This is a genomic window from Streptomyces sp. NPDC002156 (assembly GCF_053593675.1).
Genome location: NZ_JBSFDA010000128.1, coordinates 12,509 through 30,732, shown reverse-complemented (window position 1 = coordinate 30,732; position 18,224 = coordinate 12,509). Strand labels below are relative to the sequence as shown.

At 73.0% G+C, this 18,224-nt stretch carries 17 protein-coding genes; 11 read left to right on the top strand and 6 right to left on the bottom strand.

From position 1 onward, the window contains the following. Positions 1–221: 221 nt before the first annotated feature. The 5 genes from ACWCRB_RS36185 to chpG all read right to left on the bottom strand — a co-directional run bounded on the left by ACWCRB_RS36185 (position 222) and on the right by chpG (position 3,245). A complete protein-coding gene (locus ACWCRB_RS36185; RefSeq protein WP_451000096.1) occupies positions 222–731 on the bottom strand; it encodes a hypothetical protein in 510 nt (169 codons plus the stop codon). Between the two features lie 169 nt (positions 732–900). Beyond that, positions 901–1,398 (bottom strand): DUF5949 family protein, encoded by a 498-nt coding sequence (locus ACWCRB_RS36180; protein WP_235478562.1) that lies wholly within the window; start codon positions 1,396–1,398, stop codon positions 901–903. 152 nt (positions 1,399–1,550) lie between these two features. Continuing rightward, positions 1,551–1,841: a hypothetical protein gene (locus ACWCRB_RS36175; protein WP_369036125.1), complete on the bottom strand. Its 291-nt coding sequence runs from the start codon at positions 1,839–1,841 to the stop codon at positions 1,551–1,553. Between the two features lie 159 nt (positions 1,842–2,000). After that, a complete protein-coding gene (locus ACWCRB_RS36170) occupies positions 2,001–2,801 on the bottom strand; it encodes a hypothetical protein (protein WP_451000095.1) in 801 nt (266 codons plus the stop codon). A gap of 204 nt (positions 2,802–3,005) precedes the next feature. Next, entirely contained in the window at positions 3,006–3,245 is a 240-nt protein-coding gene (gene chpG / locus ACWCRB_RS36165; protein ID WP_235478560.1) for a chaplin ChpG, read from the bottom strand. Positions 3,246–3,583: 338 nt separating this feature from the next. Here chpG and ACWCRB_RS36160 point away from each other — a divergent pair, with 338 nt between their 5' ends. The 9 genes from ACWCRB_RS36160 to ACWCRB_RS36120 all read left to right on the top strand — a co-directional run bounded on the left by ACWCRB_RS36160 (position 3,584) and on the right by ACWCRB_RS36120 (position 14,177). After that, a complete protein-coding gene (locus ACWCRB_RS36160) occupies positions 3,584–4,687 on the top strand; it encodes a DUF3344 domain-containing protein (RefSeq protein WP_451000094.1) in 1,104 nt (367 codons plus the stop codon). Positions 4,688–4,732: 45 nt separating this feature from the next. Beyond that, positions 4,733–5,914: a glycosyltransferase gene (locus tag ACWCRB_RS36155; protein ID WP_451000093.1), complete on the top strand. Its 1,182-nt coding sequence runs from the start codon at positions 4,733–4,735 to the stop codon at positions 5,912–5,914. Continuing rightward, a complete protein-coding gene (locus ACWCRB_RS36150) occupies positions 5,911–7,374 on the top strand; it encodes an exopolysaccharide biosynthesis polyprenyl glycosylphosphotransferase (RefSeq protein ID WP_451000092.1) in 1,464 nt (487 codons plus the stop codon). Before ACWCRB_RS36155 ends, ACWCRB_RS36150 begins: the two co-directional genes overlap by 4 nt. A 77-nt stretch (positions 7,375–7,451) precedes the next feature. Next, positions 7,452–8,711 (top strand): O-antigen ligase family protein, encoded by a 1,260-nt coding sequence (locus tag ACWCRB_RS36145; RefSeq protein WP_451000099.1) that lies wholly within the window; start codon positions 7,452–7,454, stop codon positions 8,709–8,711. A gap of 38 nt (positions 8,712–8,749) precedes the next feature. Next, on the top strand, positions 8,750–10,489 hold the full coding sequence (gene murJ / locus ACWCRB_RS36140; RefSeq protein WP_451000091.1) for a murein biosynthesis integral membrane protein MurJ: 1,740 nt from the start codon (positions 8,750–8,752) through the stop codon (positions 10,487–10,489). A gap of 46 nt (positions 10,490–10,535) precedes the next feature. Further along, on the top strand, positions 10,536–11,225 hold the full coding sequence (locus ACWCRB_RS36135; protein ID WP_451000098.1) for a polysaccharide deacetylase family protein: 690 nt from the start codon (positions 10,536–10,538) through the stop codon (positions 11,223–11,225). A gap of 5 nt (positions 11,226–11,230) precedes the next feature. After that, a complete protein-coding gene (locus tag ACWCRB_RS36130) occupies positions 11,231–12,385 on the top strand; it encodes a glycosyltransferase (RefSeq protein ID WP_451000097.1) in 1,155 nt (384 codons plus the stop codon). Continuing rightward, positions 12,382–13,029, top strand: coding sequence for a lipopolysaccharide biosynthesis protein (locus tag ACWCRB_RS36125; RefSeq protein WP_451000090.1), 648 nt, complete (start codon positions 12,382–12,384; stop codon positions 13,027–13,029). The genes ACWCRB_RS36130 and ACWCRB_RS36125 overlap by 4 nt, the downstream gene beginning before the upstream one ends. After that, positions 13,026–14,177 (top strand): GNAT family N-acetyltransferase, encoded by a 1,152-nt coding sequence (locus ACWCRB_RS36120; RefSeq protein WP_451000089.1) that lies wholly within the window; start codon positions 13,026–13,028, stop codon positions 14,175–14,177. Before ACWCRB_RS36125 ends, ACWCRB_RS36120 begins: the two co-directional genes overlap by 4 nt. Positions 14,178–14,199: 22 nt before the next feature. Here ACWCRB_RS36120 and ACWCRB_RS36115 read toward each other — a convergent pair whose 3' ends face one another. Beyond that, entirely contained in the window at positions 14,200–15,513 is a 1,314-nt protein-coding gene (locus ACWCRB_RS36115) for a glycoside hydrolase family 26 protein (RefSeq protein WP_451000088.1), read from the bottom strand. Positions 15,514–15,637: 124 nt separating this feature from the next. Between ACWCRB_RS36115 and ACWCRB_RS36110 the strand changes: the two genes are divergently transcribed. Both ACWCRB_RS36110 and ACWCRB_RS36105 read left to right on the top strand, forming a co-directional pair. Then, positions 15,638–16,936: a carboxylate--amine ligase gene (locus ACWCRB_RS36110; RefSeq protein ID WP_451000087.1), complete on the top strand. Its 1,299-nt coding sequence runs from the start codon at positions 15,638–15,640 to the stop codon at positions 16,934–16,936. Next, positions 16,936–18,201, top strand: coding sequence for an NAD(P)-binding domain-containing protein (locus ACWCRB_RS36105; RefSeq protein WP_451000086.1), 1,266 nt, complete (start codon positions 16,936–16,938; stop codon positions 18,199–18,201). The genes ACWCRB_RS36110 and ACWCRB_RS36105 overlap by 1 nt, the downstream gene beginning before the upstream one ends. Positions 18,202–18,224 lie beyond the last annotated feature (23 nt).

The following is an 18,224-nucleotide window of genomic DNA, read 5'->3' as shown; positions in this document are numbered from 1 at the left end:
TCGGGGCCACGCGGCGGCGACGACCGGGACCACGGCCAGGGCGAGGGCCGACACGCACAGGGCGCGCAGCGCGTCCCGCCGCGTTCCGGAGCGGGCGGGGGGACCCGCCGGGCCCCGGGGCACTCTGCTGACGAACAAGACTCTCGCCTCTCTCCTGGTTCCGTTCGTTCGGTGATGCGACCGCCCGGTGGCCCAGCGCGTCCGGTTCGTCAGCCTGTGGACTACAGCGAGCCGAGTCCCAGGGCGCCCGTGGGGGCCGTCTGCAGCAGCGGGGTGAGTACGGCGGCCTGGGGCTCCTTGAGCGTGGGCAGGCCGAACACCTCGGGGTTGGGCGCGGTCAGCGGGGTCTCCACGGACAGGCCGGGGGTCAGGGTCCGCAGGTCGGCCGCGGGGAGGCTGACGGAGGCCTCGTCGAAGCCCTTCCCGAGTGCCTGCGGCAGCGGCGTCTCGGCAGACAGCCCGGGCAGCGCGGCACCGAGCGGCACCTGCGGCAGCGCGCTGGCCGGGATCATCTGGCCCTCGACATAGCGCGGCCCCTCGGGCACGCCCGGCATCAGCAGGGGCAGTTCGCCGCCGACCTTGGGCAGGTTCACGTTGAGGGACTTCTCGACGCCGTCCAGCGGTACGGGTACGGGGACCGTGTCGGCCGCGACGGCGGGAGCCGTGGCGCCCACCGCCGCCGCCACGCCGGTGAGGACGGCGGCGGCAAGGGTTCGAGTGGTCGACTTCATGGCAAGTACGGTCCTTTACAGGAATCGGGGGAGTTCGTCCGTAACGCGTAACGATCCTGAGAACCGCATCAGCTCAAGATTCCCCCGAGTGGTGCATTAGTCGTCAGATCAGCCCGGAGAGCGGCCCCCGCCTTCGGCCGCTCGCCGTTCGGCCGGCAGTCGTCAGTCGTCAGCTGCGCAGGCTGCGGGCCGGGAGGATGACGTGGGCCGCGGCGGTGAGGGTCTCCTCGGCGCCCGCGAATGCGGCCAGGGCCTCCGGCTCGACGGTCTTGCCGGGCTGCGCCTCGGGCCAGGGGCGGGTGGTGAACACCAGGTAGGCGAAGCCCCGTTCGCCGACCGCGGTGAGCCACTCCGGGGGCGGGGTGCACTGGGCGTTGAGCTGCGGCATGTTGACGACGGCCGTACCGGCCTCGACGAGCAGGCTGACCGGCAGGCTCGGCCGGGTCGAGCCGTCGACGATGTCGCCGCCGACCGGCAGACCGGTGTTGGCGAGGAGCTGCTCGACGGCGACGGCCGAGGCCTCCGGACCGCCCTCGCCGTCCCCGAGGGAGTAGGCGAGGAGGTAGGGCATGTCGCCGTCGGGGGCGTCACCGCTCCAGGCCATGACGACGAGCGTGCCCAGGTCGGCGATGCGGAAAGGGCGCGTTTCGCTTGAGGTTGAGGTCACCGCGGAACCCTATCGACGGGAATTGGCGCGTCCGGCCGTGTTCTCACTCGACCGGGGGATTTCCCGCCGGTATCCACACGAAAGAGGGACGGGGCTCGAACAGCGCGAAGGACCGATTCCGCGCGCCGGAATCGGTCCTTTCAAGACGTGCGTCAGCCCTGGAGGGGGAGCCCGCCGAGCAGCCCGCCGTTCGAGTTGAGGGCGGTCGTCGCGCCCTTCACCGTGCTGAGCACCGAGTCCTTGTTCTCGGTGTCCAGCGCGTTCGACTGGTGCTGGAGCGGCTGCAACTGGTCCACGTCGAGGGGGCCCTTGGTGAGCGTGTTCACAGCGCCGTTGAGGCTGGTGGGCGTGAGGTCGGCGGTGTCGTAGGCGAACGCGGGGGCGGCAGCTCCGGCGATGACCAGGGACCCGGCAACAACAGCGGCAGCCTTCAGGGACTTCATCATGTTCCTTTCTTCGGGAATTCTGTCGCCGTGTCTAACGAGCCCCGGTGAGGACGGAAACCCCATACGCAGAAAATTTCTGCGGCCCACACCATTCCCGAAAGACGAAATACGTCTCAAAGGATTGACGCACGGGCCGCAGAAATTCCGTCGGCACCCCTAGTTGGCCGGCAGTCGCAGGGGCGGTACCGGGACCGGCAGCGGCGGCACCTCCGCCGGCAGCTTGGGCAGCGACGGCAGTCCGGCCAGGTCGGGCGCCGGCAGTCCGCTGCCGAGCAAGGTGGCGGCGACGAGACCGACGAGGCTCGTCACCACCCCGGTGACGGCCGGGACGACGTTCGCGACATCGCCGGACGTGACCGCCGTGAGCAGGGTGTCGACCGCCTTCTGCAGCGCGGTGAGCGCGTCACCCTTGATGTCGAGCGGCCCCTTGACCGCCTTGCCGTCGGTGAGCGGCGCCGGAAGCGTGGAGTAGACCGGCAGCGGGGGCGCAGTCGGAAGCGCCGGAGTCGTCGGCACGGCAGGAGTGGTCGGCAGCGCCGGAGTCGTGGGAAGGGCGGGAGCAGTCGGCAGCGCCGGAGTCGCCGGGACCTCCGGGGTCGCCGGCAGGTCCACCGGCGGGGTGACCGGTGCCGGGGCCGCCGCCGTGGCCGCGGCGATGGCCGCCTTCACCGCGTCGCCCAGCTTCGTCGCCTCGTCCAGCGGCAACTGACCGTTGTCCGCCTTGAGCACGGCGTTCAGCAGATCGGTGACGGGTTTGACCACGCCGCCCAGGTCGCCCAGCGACTTGACCTGCGCGAGCAGCGCGTCGGCGTTGGGGACGGGAGCCTGGGAAGCCGCGTGGCCGCGCTCGCGGGCCGCGTCGCCGTCGTCCGCCAGGGCGGCCGGTGCGCCTATTCCGAGCAGGAGGGTGGCGCAGAGAGCGGTGGACGCGATACGCCGTGCGGGCAGAGCGCGCATGGAAGTTCCTTTCGGTGGTGCGGTGGAGCCGTGACGTGCCGGACAGATGTGTCCACCGTCAGATCCACCGTTGCCACCTGCAACCGGTCCGGCATTCGCCGCCGCCATTCGGAGCAAACGCCTCGGAGCGAACGCCCGGAACGCGAACCGGCCGCCCTCCCCGGAAGGGAGAGCGGCCGGCAGAAGGGTCCGCGCCGGCTTACGTCAGTCGTTGACGCAGGTGTTGCCGAACGCCGGGTTCAGCAGACCGATGACGTTGATGGTGTTGCCGCAGACGTTGACCGGCACGTGGACCGGAACCTGCAGGACGTTGCCCGACAGGACGCCCGGGGAGTGGGCAGCGACGCCGTGCGCGTCGCTGTCGGCGGCGGCGACACCGGCGGTACCCGCCACAGCGGCGACGGCAACGGAGGAAAGGGCAAGGCCCTTCGCGATACGCGACATGGAGAAGTGCTCCTTGGGAGTTGTTCACAAACATCCGGGCGGGGATGCCCGACGCTGTGTCAACGCGTGGCGCGTGCCCGGGTTGTGCCGCCAATGGGGTGATCTCTCGGATCGCCCGGACACACGATTCCGACACAGTCTCCATGAATCACCAATAAATACGCATAGCGGCTAGAGTGACTCACCTTCCGCCAGCCGTCCCAAAGCCACCCAAAAGGTCGACCGCCACCCGGAATCCGTCGCGTGAAACAGGCCGGGGACGGATGCGGCACATAAGTGATGTCCACATTTTCTGTCCGTCGGTCCACGACCTTTTCCCCGAAAGGGCAACGCCGGTCATGCGTATTTCCCCGGGTCTTCTGCTGCGCCGTGCGATGGTGGGCGTCTTTGCCCTCGCCGCGATCTGCACTCCGGGAGGTACGGCGACGGCCGAGCCCGGCAAGGAGGCCGCGCGCCTCTCGTTCGCCCCGCGCTACCGCGCCCTCCAACACGGCGGGATCGTCCGCGCGGCCAACGCGTCCATCAGCTGCCGCGCCACCCTCGGGACCTGCGCGGGCGTCCGCAGGGGCGAGAAGCTCACGACGGCGACGGGCGGCGCGAAGGCGGCGGTCAACGGTGACTTCGACATGTTCTACGTCGATGTCGACAGCGATCCGAACACGTACAACTCCAGCCGTGCGGAGGTCCGGGTGCCGCAGGGCGGGCGGGTCTCGTACGCGCGGCTGTACTGGGGCGGCAATCTCAAGGTCGGTGAGCAGAAGCCGCCGAAGGACAACGGGCGGGTGCTGATCGCCGAGCCCGGCGGGGAGTACAAGGAGCTGCTCGCGGACTCGGTCGTCGGGCACCGGGTGGCGCGCGGTGCCGACGCGTTCCAGGCCTCCGCCGATGTCACGAAGCTGGTCCGGGAGAGCGGTTCGGGGCTGTACACGGTCGCGCAGGTCAATGTGGCGATGGGGAGGTCGGCGGCCGGGGCGTGGGGCGGCTGGACGCTGGTCGTGGCGTACGAGAAGGCCGCGGAGCCGCTGCGGCACCTCGCCGTGTGGGACGGGTTCGACACGCTGGAGTCCCGGGAGGGTGAAGATCCGTTGGTCCGGTTGGCCGAACTCCCGTTCCCGGCGGGCGCGAACGGACGGGCGGGCCTGGTCGCCTACAACGGGGACCGCGGCAGCCCCGGCGACTCCCTGACGGTGTCCGTCGCGGGGCGCACGACCGTGCTCGGGGACGCGGCCAACCCCCGCGACGACGTGCTGAATTCCACGATCGGCGGCGCCGCCTCGGAGCGCGTTCCGGCGTACGCGAACACCCTCGGCTACGACTCCGACGTGTTCGAACTGGGTACGGCGCTGCGGCGCGGTGGTGACCAGCTGGCCTTCCGGCTCGTTTCCCAGCGGGACGCGGCGTGGGCCGGCGCACTTTTCGTGGCCGTCGACGCCCGGCAGTAGCCGAGGCGCGTCCAACGCCGCCACCCGTGAGCGAGGAAACCGCGCATGCAACTGTCAGCACCCGACGCCCGGCCCCGGGTCCTGCACATCACCCAGCCGGTGGACGGCGGGGTGGCCCGGGTCGTGACGGACCTGGCGCGGGCCCAGCTCGCCGCCGGTCTGGACGTCACGGTCGCCTGCCCGGACGACGGTGAACTCCCGGCGCGACTGCGGGCGCTCGGCGCCGGCGTACGCCCCTGGCACGCGACGCGCGCCCCGGGGCCCTCGCTCGCCGGTGAGGTATGGCGGCTCGGGCGGCTGATCGGGGCGGTACGGCCGGACGTCGTGCACGCGCACAGCGCGAAGGCCGGGCTCGCCGCCCGGCTGGCGGTACGGGGGCGGGTGGCGACGGTGTTCCAGCCGCACGCCTGGTCGTTCGAGGCGGTCGGCGGATCCACCGCGGCCCTGGCGCTCAAGTGGGAGCGGTGGGGGGCGCGTTGGGCCTCCCGCGTGGTGTGCGTGAGCGACGCCGAACGGGCGACCGGGGTACGCGCCGGGATCACCGGGCAGTGGCAGGTGATCCCGAACGGGATCGACACCGAGCGCTTCCGGCCTGCGGCCCAGAACCCCGTACGGGCCGGGATTCCGCTGCTCGCCGACGTCGATCCGGGTGCTCCGCTGGTCGTGTGCGTGGGGCGGCTGTGCCGGCAGAAGGGGCAGGACGTGCTGCTCCGGGCGTGGGGCGAGGTCGCGGAACGGGTGCCGGGGGCGCGGCTCGTGCTCGTCGGGGACGGCCCTGACGCCGGGCGGCTGCGGGCGCTCGCCCCGGACTCCGTGCTGTTCGCGGGGGCCGTCGCCGATGCCGTCCCCTGGTACCGGACCGCCGATCTGGTCGTCCTGCCCTCGCGCTGGGAGGGCATGGCGCTGGCGCCGCTGGAGGCGATGTCCTGCGGTCGGCCGGTGGTCGTCACCGATGTGGACGGCGGGCGCGAGAGTCTGCCCACCGCTCTCGCACCGCGCTGTCTGGTGCCGGCCGAGCACCCCGCCGCGCTGGCCGGAGCCGTCACCGAACTGCTGCTCGACCCGCCGCTGCGCGAGTCGCTGGGGCAACTGGGGCGTCAGCACGTCCTGTCCGCGCACGACGTACGGCACACCGCCGAGGCCGTCGCGGGCGTGTACCGCGAGCTGATCACCGCGCACGCCGTGCCGCCCGTGCGCGCCGAGTACAGGGAGTCCATCCACTCGTGACTGCGGAAAGTACCGTCCCCTCCCCCGGCGGAGGGCCGCGGGAGCACGGATTCTCGACCGTGTCCGCCGTATCTGCGTCCGCCGTCTCGGTCATCCCGCCCCGCGGGTCGGCCGGCGGCTTCAGATTCCCGGCCGGCCGGCGTCCCGCGCCCCGGCCGGCCTCCCCGCTGCCGCTGCTCGCCGTCGACAGCAGCGCCGCCCTGCTCGGCGTCCTGGCGCTGACCGAGCCCCTGCGCCATCCCCTCCTGGTCGGCGCACTGCTGCTCGGTGTGGTCGTACTGAACACGCGCGCCTCGCTCTACCGGCCCGAGTCCGTGCCCGCGTTCCTCGACGAACTGCCCGCCGTCTGCGGCCGGATCGCGATGGGCTGGCTGGCGCTGGCCGCCCTGGTCGGGGCGTACGCGCCCGCCGACGCGCTGTCCGCGCGGACCCTCGTCCTGGGCTGCGCGGTACAGGCGACGGCGAGTGCCGTCGGGCGCGGGATCGTCCACCGGGTGCGGCGCCGGGCACTGCTGCGCCGCCCGCACACGGCCCTCGTCATCGGCCCGGCCGGCACCGCCCGGCGCGTGGCCGCCGCCTTCCTGCGCCACCCGGCGTGCGGGGTACGGCCGGTGGGGCTCGTCACCGACCACCCGGACGGCGTCGCGGGCCTGCCCGTGCTGACCACCGGTGAGGAGGTCGAGCGGGCGCTGATCCAGAACGGCGTCCGGACCGTGCTCGCCGTCCATCCCTCCGTACGGGCCGAACAGGGGCCGCTGCTGCGGGCGTTGGCCGAGTCTGGCTGCACGGTGTGGGAGATCGACGCCGAGTCGCCCTCGTACGAGAGCGCCGAACGGCTCGCCGGATTCTCCTGCCGACGGCTCGCGATGCTGCCGGACCGGCCGGGCAGCATCGGCAAGCGGCTGCTCGACGTGGTGGTCTCGGGGAGTCTCCTCCTGCTGGTCTCGCCGATGCTGCTGCTGTGCGCGGTCGTGCTGCGGCTGACCGGCGGGCCGGGCGTGGTCTTCCGGCAGGAGCGCATCGGCATGGACGGGCGGCCCTTCACCCTCCTCAAGTTCCGCACCCACCGCCCGGTCGACGAGATGGAGGCGGCGACCCGCTGGAGCGTCGCCGACGAGCGGCGCATGAACTGGTTCTGCCGCTTCCTGCGCCGGACCTCGCTGGACGAGCTGCTCCAGCTCTGGAACGTCCTCTGGGGCGACATGAGCCTGGTCGGGCCGCGGCCCGAACGCCCGTACTTCGTCGGGCAGTTCAGCCAGACCTACCCCGGCTACGCGGCCCGCCACCGGATGCAGACCGGGATCACCGGGCTCGCCCAGGTGCACGGTCTGCGCGGTGACACCTCGATCGAGGACCGCGCCCGGTTCGACAACGCCTACATCGACAACTGGTCGCTGTGGCAGGACATCTGCATCCTGCTGCGCACCGCCGCCGCGCTCGTCCGACCGACAGGAAGTTGAGCGCAGTGAGCCACAGCCCCGCGCTGACGTTGCCGTACAGAGTGCCCCTCGCCTCCTTCGCCCCGCTGCTGCCGGTCATGCTGGTGATCGCCCTGCTCGCGCTGCCGGCCGCGCAGGGCGCCGACGGCGGGGCGACCCCGGCCGATGCCGTCTCCGGGCTCGTGGTCCTGTACTGCGCGATCCGGCTCGTACGGGAGCGGCGGCGCCCCCTGTCCCGTACGGCCGCCGTGGTGCTCGGGATGCCCGTGGTCGGGCTCGCGGTCGCGGCCGTCGGGGCGTCCTCGCCGGCGGCCGGGCTCGGGGGGCTGGGGCGCTATCTCCAGATCTTCGTGCTGGTCCCGGCGTCCGTGGTGCTGCTGGTCCGGGACCGGCGCGACTTCCGGGTGCTGGCCTGGGCGTTCGTCGCCTTCGCCCTGTTCCAGGGGGCGGTCGGGGTGCACCAGTACGCGACCGGGACCGGCGCCTCCTACCAGGGCGCGGAGATCCGGGCGGTGGGCACCTTCGGGCCCGCCGACGTGATGGGCATGGCGACCGTGGTGTCGTTCGGGCTGATGTGCGCGGTGGGGCTCGCCCTCGGGTCGACTGCCGCCCGGCAGCGGGCCGTTGCCACCGGCTGCGCCCTGGTGCTGCTCGCCCCGCTCGCCGTCTCCTTCAGCCGGGGCGCCTGGATCGCCACGGCGGCGGCCTGCGCGCTCCAGCTGGCGCTGGCCGGGATGCGGCGCGCGCTGAAGGTGGGCGCGGTGGTGACCGCCTCGGCGGTGATCCTCGTCGGCGGCCTCGGCGTCGGTACGGCCATGCTGCAGGAGCGGATCAGCAGCATCACCCAAGTCGCCGACGCCCCCGACCAGTCGGTCACCGACCGGTACACGATGTGGGCGGCGGCGACCGACATGTGGAGCGAACACCCGCTCACCGGCGTCGGGTTGAAGGGCTTCCCCGAACACCGCGACGGACACGCCTCGTTGGCCCTGTCCTCGGGCAGCGACACGGAGGGCGCGGGCGCCGCTTACCGCAAACAGCCACTGCTGTCCCCGCACAACATGTATCTGCTGGTGCTGAGCGAGCAGGGGCTCATCGGGCTGCTCGCCCTCGGCGGCAGCTGGCTGGCGCTGCTGGTGTGCGGTCTGCGCGGGCTCGTGCGGGTGCGCCGAAGCCGTACGTCCGGACTCGACTGCGCGCTCGTCGCCTGCGGGCTGCTGATCTGGCAGTTGATCGACTTCCTGTACGCCGACATCGGCGGGCCCGCGACCGTGCTGACCGCCCTCGCCTTCGGGCTCGTCGCCTGGTGGGCCCTCGTCGGCGGCGACTGCGTGCCCGAGGCCAAGGCCTCGGCGTGACGAACGTGACGCCTCCTCGGCCCGAGGGAGAGACCAGGGTGACGCTGCCCGCGGCACGCGCCGCCGCTTCGCCGGCCACGAAGGGAAGCGGCGAGAAGGGGGACGAGGGGGGTGGTGCCGCTGCCGAAACAGGTACCGGTGCTGCCGAACTCGCCCCCGTCTCCCGGAAGTTCCTCGCCAAGGCCACGCTCATCACGGCCGTTCTCTCGGTCGCGGGCGCGCTGCTCGGGCTGGTCCGGGACCAGTCGCTGGCCCGGCTGTTCGGGGCCGGCAGTGACACGGACGCCTTCCTCGTCGCGTGGACCGTGCCGGAGTTCGCGGCGACGCTGCTCATCGAGGACGGGCTGGCCTTCGTCCTGATCCCGGCCTTCAGCATGGCGCTGGCCCGGCGCGCCCAGGGCGCCCCCGGTGATCCGGTGCGGGCGCTGGTCGCGTCGACGCTGCCCCGGCTGGCGCTGGCATGCGCGGGGGTCGGCGCGCTGCTGATCGCCACCGCTCCCTACCTGGTCGAGGCACTCGCCCCGGGCCTGCCCGACCCGTCGCTCGCCGTGGACTGCACCCGCCTCACCGCCACCTGCGTGTTCAGCTTCGGGCTCGCCGGGTACTGCAGCGCAGCCCTGCGCGCGCACCGGCGGTTCCTGGCCCCCGCGGCGATCTACGTGGCCTACAACGTCGGCATCATCACGGCGATGTTCGTGCTGGGTGGGCGGTGGGGGGTGCGCTCGGCGGCGGTCGGGGTGGCGGTGGGCGGCGCCCTGATGGTCGTCACCCAACTGCCTTCCGTGCTAAGGCAGTTGCGGCGGCGCCGGTCGGCCGTACCGGAAGAGATCGTGGTGGAGGAGACGTCCGGGGCGCCGATGGCGTTCGCGCTCGTCGCACCCGTGCTGCTGTTCGCGCTGACCCGGCAGTCGCAGGTGCTCATCGAGCGGTTCCTCGCGTCCACGCTGCCCGCCGGGGCCATCTCGCACCTGAACTACGCGCAGAAGGTCGCGCAGATCCCGATGACGCTGTCATTGATGCTGTGCACGGTCACCTTCCCGGTGGTCGCGCAGGCGATCGCGGAGGGCGACACCGAGCGGGCCCGCGACCGCGTGGAGCGGGATCTCGCGCTGGCCGCCTGGGTGGTGCTGCTCGGCGCGGCGGCGGTGGTCGCGTGTGCGCCGCAGATCATCGAACTCCTCTTCCAGCGGGGCGCGTTCACCGCCCAGGACACCGAGGCGACGGCCACCGTGATGCGTGTGTACGCGGTCGGGCTGCTCGGGCACACCCTGGTGGGCGCGCTCGTCCGCTCGTACTTCTCCTCGAACCGGCCCACCTGGTACCCCCTCGCCGCGATGACCGCGGGCATCGTCGCGACCTCCTGGATCGGCGCCTGGTCGGTCGAGCCGTGGGGTGTGAGCGGGATCGCTGCCGCCAACGCGGCCGGGATCACGCTGTCGGCCGCCCTGCTGCTCTACGGGATGGGGCCGCGCAGTGTGCCGATCCGGACCCGGCGGGTGGTGGCCGAGCTGAGCAAGCCGGTGCGCGCGGCGGTGTGCGCGACGGCCGCAGGGGCGTTCGTGACCAGCCGGATCGACGGGCCGGTGGCGGGGCTCGCCGCCGGTACGGCGACCGTGACCGTCGTCTTCTTCCTGCTGGGCCGGCTCATGCGGGCCCAGGCCGTGCAGAGCTTCGTCCTCGCCCTCCTTTCCGTACGCTCCCTGACCCGAAGGCTCCCGCATGCCCGCAAGCGCACCCGCACCCACGCCCGCCCCCGCCGACGGAACCGCGTCCGCTGACCGGCGCCGAAGAGGCGCCCGCCCGGATTCCGTCCCCTGGGTGGCGATGTACCACTCGGTGGGCGACTGCGCGGACGACCCGTACCGCATCACGGTCACGCCCGACCGCCTCGATGCCCAGCTGCGGTGGCTGCACCGGCGCGGGCTGCGGGGCGTGGGCGTGGGCGAGCTGCTCGCCGCTCGTGCCCGGGGCGAGGGGCGCGGGCTTGTCGGGCTCACCTTCGACGACGGGTACGCCGACTTCCTCACCAACGCCCTTCCGGTGCTTGAGCGTTGGGACTGCGGCGCGACCCTCTTCGTGCTGCCGGGACGGCTCGGCGGGGAGAACGCCTGGGACCCGCTGGGCCCGCGCAAGCCGCTGCTGACGGTGGACGGCATCCGGGGCGTCGCCGAGGCCGGGATCGAGATCGGGTCGCACGGGCTGACGCACGTCGACCTGACGAAGGCGGACGACGAGCTGCTCCACGCCGAGGTCACCGAAAGCAGAGCGGTGCTCTCGGAGTTGAGCGGTGCTCCGGTGGCGGGGTTCTGTTATCCGTACGGGACGGTCGACCAGCGGGCCGTCGACGCCGTACAGGCGGCCGGTTACGGGTACGGCGTCGCCATCGACCCCGGGCAGCTCAACGGCGTCCATGTCCTCCCCCGCGTCCACATCGGCGAGAACGACACCGCCGTACGCCTGCATCTCAAGTACCGGCTGCACCGGCTGCGGCGCCGGCCGGTCGAGGGGGTGTGAGCGCGGTGAAGGCCCTGCATGTCATCACCGGGCTCGGGGTCGGCGGCGCCGAGCAGCAACTGCGGCTGCTGCTGCGGCACTTGCCGGTCGACTGCGATGTCGTGACGCTCACCAACCCGGGCTCGGTCGCCGACGGTCTGGTCGCCGACGGCGTCCGGGTCGTCCACCTCGGCATGGCCGGCAACCGGGATCTGGCCGCCCTGCCCCGTCTGGTGAACGTCATCCGCTCGGGCGGCTACGACCTCGTGCACACCCACCTCTACCGGGCCTGCGTGTACGGCAGGATCGCCGCGCGGCTCGCGGGCGTACGGGCGATCGTCGCCACCGAACACTCTCTCGGCGACTCGCAGATGGAGGGGCGCCCGCTGACCGCCGGGGTCCGCGCGCTGTATCTCGCGAGCGAACGCCTCGGCCGCGCCACCGTCGCCGTCTCCCCCACGGTCGCCGACCGGCTCCGCCGCTGGGGCGTGCCCGGGCCCCGGATCGAGGTCGTCCCCAACGGCATTGACCTGGCCCGGTTCCGCTTCGACCCGGTCGCCCGGCACCGCACCCGCGAGCGCCTCGGACTGCCCGAGGGCGCATACGTCGTCGGCGGCATCGGACGCCTCGCACCGGGCAAGCGCTTCGGCGACCTCATCGATGCCCTCGCCCAACTCCCCGACGACTACTGGCTGTTGCTCGTCGGCGGCGGCCCCGAGGAGCACATCCTGCGGCGCACCGCTCACGAGGCGGGCGTGGCCGACCGGGTGCTGTTCACCGGCGAGCGGCCGTACGTGCCGGACGGCACTCCCGGCCCCGACCTGCCCTCCCTCACCTCCGCGATGGACCTGCTCGCCTCCCCCTGCCCGGAGGAGGCGTTCGGGCTCGCGGTCGTGGAGGGCCTGGCCGCCGGGCTGCCCGTCCGGTACGTCTCCTGCCCGGCGATCGAGGACCTGCCCCCGGAGTCCGCCGAGGGCGCCCGGCGCGTACCCGGCGGCGCGGACTCCTTCGCGCGCGCCCTCGCCGAGGCCCGCGCGCTGGGCCCGCAGGACCGCACGCCGCCTGCTGCCGCCCACCACTACGACATCACCCGCAGCGCCGCGCAGCTCATGGACGTGTACGCGGCCACCACCCCCGCCATGACCCCGTCCCCGTCACCCCAGGGAGTCCCCTCCTCATGACCGACAACCCCAACAGAGCCCCCCGCCTCACGCCCCGCACCCGCGGCCTCCGCCCATGGACCCTCCTCGCGGCCGGCGCCGTCCTCGGCGGCCTCCTCGGCGGCGCGTACGGCACCCTCAAGCCCCCCACCTACACGGCCACCAGCTACGTCGTCGCCGTACCGACCGAGAAGTCCGACCCGGCGTCCGCGCTCGGTTTCGCGCAGGCGTACGGGCGGGTCGCCACGCAGCTCGCGGTGCTCGGGGACGCCCAGGTGTGGGCGGGCGTACCGGTGTCGACGCTGCGCAAGAGCGTGCAGACGGCGACCTCGCCGGACGCGCCCATGGTCGCCGTGTCCGCCACCTCCTCCCGCCGCGACCTCGCCGCCGACATGGCCAACGCCGTGGCCCGCTCCCTCACCCGGCACGCCAACGACACCAAGGGCTCCACCCACGTGGAGCTGCTCCAGTTCTCGCGCGCGGTCAAGCCGACCGAGCCGTCCTCCGCCTCGGCGGCGGTGACCGGGCTGGTCGGCGCGAGCGCGGGCGGGCTGCTCGGCGGCCTGGTGCTGCTGGTGCGGCCCCGGCGCGGTACGGAGGAACCGGCGCCCTCGGCCTCCGTACCGGGCCCGGCCGTCGCCGCCGACGCGCACGGACAGCTGTGACGGTCACGACCACGGGCGCCCTGCGCGCCGAAGTCGTCAGCGACGAGGCCACTTTCGCCGAACTCGCCCCCGCCTGGGGCCGGTTGTACAAGCGGTGCGGTGCGGCGACCCCGTTCCAGAGCCATGCCTGGCTGCACTCGTGGTGGCTGTCGTACGGCGTCCCGGGCCGGCTGCGGATCGTCGTGGTCCGCGATCCGGAGGGCGAACTCCTCGCCGCCGCCCCGCTGATGCGCGTACACCGCCCGCTGCCCGCCCTGGTGCCGCTCGGCGGCGCGATCTCCGACTACGGTGACGTCCTCCTAGACGACGACACGGCCGACGAGGCCGCCGCCGCCCTCGCCGAGGGCCTCTCCGACGCCGCCCGCACCGCGCTGATCGACCTCCGCGAGGTCCGTCCGGGCGGCGCCGCGGAACGTGTGTACGAGCGCTGGCGCGGTCCCCGTCGCCAGGTCAGGGACTCCCTCTGCCTGGAACTCCCCGCCGTCTCGATGGACGGCCTGGTCTCCCGGCTCCCCTCCTCCAAGGCCCAGCGGGTCCGCGCCAAGCTGCGCAAGCTGACCGCGCTCGGCGTCGAGCGGCGCGTCGTCCAGCCCGACGACGTCGACGCGGCCCTGGTCCGGCTGCTCGAACTGCACCAACTCCAGTGGCAGGGACGGAAGGTGACGTCGGAACACCTCCAGCCCCGGTTCCGCGAGCACCTCGCCCGCTCGGTCGGGCCGATGGTCCGCTCCGGGGACGCCGTGGTCACCGAGTTCCGCCTCGACGACAGCGTGGTCGCCGTCGATCTGACCCTGCTGTCGGGACGCCTCGCGGGCGGCTATCTGTACGGCGCCCATCCGGGCCTGCGGAAACGGAAGGCGGACGTCGCCGTGATGCTGCTCGACGCGTGCGCCGAGCACACCGGGGCCGGCGGGCACGACACGCTGAGCCTGCTGCGCGGTGACGAGCCGTACAAGCACCACTGGCGCCCCGAACCCGTCGTCAACCAGCGGCTGTTGCTGGCCCGGCGGCTGACGGCGCCGCTGATGTCGGCGGTCGTGTGCGATGTCGCCGCCCGCAGCCGGGGCAAGGAACTCCTGCGCCGGCTGCGGGACCGCGAGGGAAGCGGCGGTGGAGCGGAGAACGGGAACGGTGGCGGCGGATCGTGAACGACCCGCCGCCACCGGGCGGTCACCGGTTGCGCGACCACCAGTCGAACCTCAGGCACAGCTTCCCGCCGAGCCAGTACTCCACCCAGTCGCCCAGCTCCAGCGGCGAGCAGTTGTCCGGCGGCAGCGGCACGGGCGGCGTGACCGGGTCCGTGGGCTTCGGCGGCTCCGGGGTCGGGTCGGGCGTCGGGACCGGGGTCGGCACCGTCGGCTCCGGGTCCTTACGGCCCGTCAGGATCTGGCGGTACACCTCGGACGCCTTCGGATTGCTGCCGCACTGCCACACGCCGTGCGGGCAGTAGTCGGTCAGCGTGTTGTACAGCGGCTTGTGCTCGTCCATCCAGGCGAGCATGCGCCGCATGTACTCCGGGTTGTCGCCGTTGCGGAACAGTCCCCATTCCGGATAGGAAATGGGCTTTCCGTGCGCCTTGGCGAAATCCACGTGCGCCTGAAGTCCGTACGGCTCGCTGATCTGCTCGTCGAATGAGATCCCGCGCGGCTGGTCGTACGAGTCCATACCGATGATGTCGACCGTGTCGTCCCCCGGATAACACTGCGTCCAGGGAATGGCGTCACGGCCCCGGGTCGGATTGAAATCGAACCGGAATTTCTGGCCCGGCACCGACCGCATGGTGGTGACGATCCTGTTCCAGTACTTCTTCCAGGCCTCCGGGTCCGGCCCGCAGCGAGAGGTGTAGGTAATGCCGTTCATCTCCCAGCCGAGCACGATCACGGTGTCCGGGATCTTCAGCGCGACCAGCCGCTCGGCCAGAGCGCGGAAGTGGTGATCGTAGAGACCGGCCGCGCCGCGCCGCAGCAGCTTGCGGACCCCGCGGTCGGAGACACCCTCCTCGTTGCGCTCCTGCATGGGCACGTTGAGGACGAACAGCCGGTCCTCCTCGGCCCGCCGCCAGTCCGCCCACACGTCGAGGAACCCGGGCAGCCCCTCGATGTTGCTCCACAGGTCACCCGGCAGGTAGGTGTGCCCGACGGTGAGATCGGCGCCGCCCAGCCAGCGGCTCAGCTCGGCGATCCTGGCCGTTCCACGGGCACCGTCGTAGTCGACATACGCACCGAACGCGGGCAGCTTCGGGGGCTCGGGGGGCTCTGGGGGCTCGGGTTTGGGCGGCTCGGGTGGCTCGGGCGGCACCGGGGGTTCGGGGGCCACGGGCGCGACCGGGCCCACCGTCCCGGTCGGTGGTACGGGCACGGGAGGATCGGCCACCCCCGCGCCCACGGCGTGACCCGGACCCGTCGCCAGGACGGCCGACGCGGCGACCGCCGCCGTCATGAACGCCAGCCGTCCGGATCGGGCCCGTCGCTTGTGTGCGGCCATTCCTGCTCCTTCTTCTGCTCCCTCTCCTGCTTTTCACCTACTGACACTCAGTCATACAAATGCGAATTCCGCCACCGCGCCTAAGACTTTCGAGTGAACCGACCCGAAGGAAACCCGAAAACACATGTCCGTGTCGCTCCTCGACACCCGCGTCCCCGCCGTCCTGGTGCGGACCGACAGGAATCCCTTTCACCACGGAACTCTCGGCGCCGTACGCTCCCTCGGCCGGGCCGGCGTCGACGTCCACCTGATCGCCGACGTGAGCGGAAGTCCCGTACGCAGATCCCGTTTCGTACGCCGGCTGCATCCCCCGCCGCCGCCCGGCGCCACCCCCGCCGACATCGCCCGCGTCCTGCTGCGGGTGGCCGCCCAGGTCGCGCGGCCCGCCGTACTGATCCCGCTCGACGACGCGAGCGCCGTCGCGGTGGGCCGGGCACGGGCCGAGCTGGCGCCCGCCTATCTGCTGCCGGAGCAGCCCGCCGCGCTGGCCGAACGGGTCGCCGACAAGGCCGAACTGGCCGCCATGTGCGCGGCCGTGGGCGTGCCGCATCCGCTGACGCTGATCCCGGACAGCGCGGCCGAGGCGGCCGCCGCGGCCTGGCGGCTCGGGCTGCCGACGATGGCGAAGTGGAGCAGGCCCTGGCTGCTCCCGGCGGGCAGCGGCCTGCGCAGCACGGTCGTGATCCGCTCCGCCCGGCAGGCGCGCGAGCTGTATCTGCGCACGGAGGAGGCGGGCAGTCGGCTGCTGCTCCAGGAGTTCCTGCCGCCGGGACCCGACCTCGACTGGTTCTGCCACGGGTACGCCGACCGCACCGGGACCGTGCGCGGCGGCGGCCCAGGCCGCAAGCTGCACGCCTGGCCGCGCGGCGCCGGACTGACCGCGGTGGGCCACTGGACCCCGAACGCGCCGGTACGGGCGCTCACCGAACGCCTGATCGGTGAACTGGGCTATCGGGGCATCTTCGACCTCGACTTCCGCCGCTGCACCACCACCGGCGGCTACCACCTGCTCGACTTCAACCCGCGCCCCGGCGCCCAGTTCCGGCTCTTCACCGACACGGCCGGTCTTGACGTCGTACGCGCCCAGCACCTCGATCTGACCCACCGTCCGATGCCGGAGGGGGCGCCCCGGCCGGGGCGGGCGTTCGTGGTCGAGAACTACGCGCCGCTCAGCGCGCTGCGTCCGGCGCCGGCCGGCCGCGAACTGGCCTGGCACGCGCCGGACGACCTCGCGCCCGGCTGGGCGATGTGGGCCCTGTGGGCGCGGCACGTCGGCCGCCGGCTGCCGTCCCGGCTGCGCCGGCTGTGCGAGCGGGCCGGGCCGGACGACACACGGGCCCGCGTGGTCCGCCAGGCGGCGAGCCCGCCGGGGCTCCTGACCGACGACTCCCTGTCCGACGACGAGAAAGCGAGCAGTCGCTGATGTACGACCTGCTGGTGGTGGGCGCGGGCCCGTACGGCCTGTCCATCGCCTCCCACGCCGCGGGCGCCGGGCTCCGGCAGCGCGTGTTCGGCCGGCCCATGGCGTCCTGGCGGGACCACATGCCCCGGGGCATGTACCTCAAGTCGGAGCCGTGGGCGTCGAACCTGTCCGACCCCGACGGCCGCTGGCGCCTGGACACGTACTGCGCCGCCCGGGGCGTCGAGGCGCGGCACGGGGAGCCGATCCCGCTGGAGATGTTCGCCGCGTACGGCCAGTGGTTCGCCCGCAACGCGGTCCCCGAGGTCGACGAACGGACGGTGACGCGGGTGGCGCCGGTCGCCGGGGCCGGGGGCTTCGAGGCGGTGACGGAGGACGGCGAGTCGGTACGCGCCCGGACGGTCGCCCTGGCCGTCGGTGTCCTCCCCTTCGTAGAGATCCCGGCCACCCTCCGCAATCTCGGCCCCGACCTGGTCTCGCACAGCAGCCACCACGGCGACCTCGACCGCTTCCGGGGCCGGGACGTCACGGTGATCGGCGGCGGCCAGGCGGCCCTGGAGACGGCGGCCCTGCTCGCCGAACAGGGCACGCGGGTACGGGTGTTGGCACGGGCGGAGCACCTGACCTGGAACGACGTGCCGCCCGGGTGGGAGCGCCCCTGGTGGCGCTCGGCCCGCGCCCCGCACAGCGGCCTGGGCTGCGGCTGGCGCAACTGGTTCTACGCGGAACGCCCGGGCCTCTTCCGCCGCCTCCCCGAAACGACCCGGGCCCTGATCGCCGCGACGGCGCTGGGCCCGGCGGGCGCGTGGTGGGTACGCGCCCGGGTCGAACCGGCGGTGGAGGTTCTGCTGGGTCAGGAGGTGGTAGAGGCGCGGGCGTTGGCAGGCGGGGCGGGTGGCGTACGGCTGGACACGGTCACCCGGTCCGGCGAGCGGTGCTCTCTGGAGACCGAACACGTCATCGCGGCGACGGGGTTCAGGGCGACGGCCGACCGGCTGGGTCTGCTGGACGCGCGACTGGCCGATGGCTTGGGCGCGTTGGCGGACGGGTCACCGGCGGTCGGGCGGCACTTCGAGTCCTCGTACCCGGGACTGTTCCTGGCGGGGTTGGTGACGGCGTCGGACTTCGGCCCTGCGATGCGGTTCGTGCATGGGGCGACGTTCACGGCGGAGACGCTTGTGCGGGGGGTGCGGCGGCGGTTGCGGGCGGGGGTGGGGGGTGGTGACGTGACGGTGCAGCGCGCTCCGCTGGATGGGCAGTTCGTCTAGCGCGGCCCGGTGGGGGCTGGTCG